2 protein-coding genes are annotated in these 2,063 nt (G+C 64.7%); both read right to left on the bottom strand.

The window, feature by feature from the left end:
• Positions 1-13: 13 nt before the first annotated feature.
• Complete coding sequence (locus AC5JJ6_RS11285) at positions 14-1,597, bottom strand: ISL3 family transposase (RefSeq protein WP_496042121.1); 1,584 nt, start codon at positions 1,595-1,597, stop codon at positions 14-16.
• Positions 1,598-1,756: 159 nt separating this feature from the next.
• On the bottom strand, positions 1,757-2,063 hold a 307-nt coding region (locus AC5JJ6_RS11280; RefSeq protein ID WP_496042120.1), incomplete at its 5' end, for a hypothetical protein.

Genomic DNA, 2,063 nt, shown 5'->3' with positions numbered 1-2,063 from the left:
ATTTTCTTCGTTTTCAGGCTGCCGCGAGCACCCGTTGGCGTAGGAGATCAAAGTTGGCACGGCCATACATTTGGCGTTTCACGAGCTTGAGTTTGTTGATCCGCCCTTCGACCGGCCCGGTACTCCATGGCAGGGTGAGCGCCGCTTTGATGGCAGCCCGGTCGCGCTGGATACTGTCGGCAAAGCCGCGCAGCGTGCTCTGACGCGCCGCCGCGATCCAGGGATCAAGGGCGTCAACCTGCTGCTGGCGGATCATGGCGGCGAAGTCCCGGACCAGGGTCACCGCTTCGGTGATCGCCGGCGCGGCGGTGATCAGCGTCGCCACCAGGTCGCGTTCGGCCTCATCGAGCTTGGCCTGATCCGCCAGAACCAACCGGGTGGCTTGCCGGCTGGTCGGCACCGGAACAGCCGGGAGGTACAGGGCGGCGGGTTCGGGAGCGTGATCACGGCGCTGCCGGATCGCCCACTGGCGAACTGCGCCCGACTTGCCGGTGAAACCCTGATCGCAGAGCTCCCGCCACAATTGAGCGGCATTGTGGCACCCCTCCCGCCAGCGTCGCTCCAGGTACTCCCGGTAACGGTCTATCATCTTCGGGCGGGGCGGTTTACGCCAAGTCGGGGCATGTCCTGCCCGCAGCCAGCGCTTCACGGTCTTGTGGCCCAGGTCAAGTTCGCGGGCGATGCGCTTGATCGGCATGCCAGCCTGCCGCAGACGGGCGACCTCGTCATAGCGGACCTGGCGGTCATTGAACCGGTCGCGGGCACGGTCCTCAGCTCTCGACTTTGGTTCCTGCCGGAATACCGGGGAAGGTGTCGGCGCCGTCGCCTGGATCGCTTGGCGGATCTCTCGATGATGACGGTCGAATACCGGCTTGAGGGCGTCGGAGGCGTTGCACAGAAGATGAAAACGATCGGCGACCTGGATCGCCTCGGGAGCGCCCTGACGGATGCCGTCGGCAAAGGCGCCGGCCCGGTCGCGGGCGACGATTTCGGAACCGGGATGCTCTTTGAGCCATGTCGCCAGTGTTTCGCCCTGCCGGTCGGGCAGCAGGTCGATCGCGCATCTACGTTCGAGATCGCAGAGGATCGTGCCGTAATGCTGGTCACGGCGGAAAGCGAAGTCATCAACACCGAGCACCCGCGGCGCCTCGGCGGGCTTTAGGACGATCGCTCGGATCAGGCGCAGCACGGTGTCGGGGCTGAGCGGCATCGCCAGCCGGCCAGCCAGGCGGGCGCCAGCTTCACCGCCCAGCGCCAGGCCTAGATCCTGTTGCGTCTCGCGCAGGCGAAGCGTGCGGCGCGCCATCGGCACGGTAACCTCCGGCAACCGCTCGGCGAAAACCCGCCTCGGGCAATCGTCATTGACGCAGCGGAAGCGGCGAATGCGCAGGTGAAGTTCAACCCGGCGGCCTTGCCACGGCAGATCCGCCAGCCGGCGATTGTAGCCACTGTGCCGTCGCAAGGAGAGATAGTCGCACAAAGGGCATTTCGCCGACAGGCAGGTCGAATGCGCCTCAATGACGAGATGATCGTCGGCGGGTCGCAGTTGATCGACCGCCAGGTTTAGCGGCAGCAGGCAGAATTCGGTGCTGTACAAGGATAAAGATCACGTTGGAAGCGGAGCCACCTCCTGAATATAATCATTCATTCTCTACCCGCCATCCGTGTGCATCGAAAGCGCGGGAGAACCCTGTTTCGGTCCAAACCGCCCTGCCGTTTCGGTGATTTCGCCCACACGTGGGAGGTAACCGGCCGCTCAAGGCGCAGGGACAGGTTTTTTGTAGAGAGGGATGAGGTCGCGCAGGTTCTCGATGCCGAAGGCAGTGAACGCCAGGACTTCCTCGCCTCGGACGCCGTAGATCCAGAGGACGCCGTCCTCGGGTTCCATGTAGAGGCTGACCTCGTGCAGCAAATCCTCGTCCTCACCGAGCATCTCGGCGACGCGGGCGATGGTGAAGACGGAGCTGATCGCGGCCATGTCAGGCGGCTTGTGCCCGCAGCGCCTCGCTGGCGGCCCAGTTCCAGGGCAGGAGTTCGTGCAGGCGGCTGACCAGATGGTCGCC

The sequence above is a fragment of the Skermanella sp. genome (genome assembly GCF_059503625.1).
The sequence above is the reverse complement of the archived record's forward strand: the minus strand, read 5'-3'. Positions and strand labels throughout refer to the sequence as shown.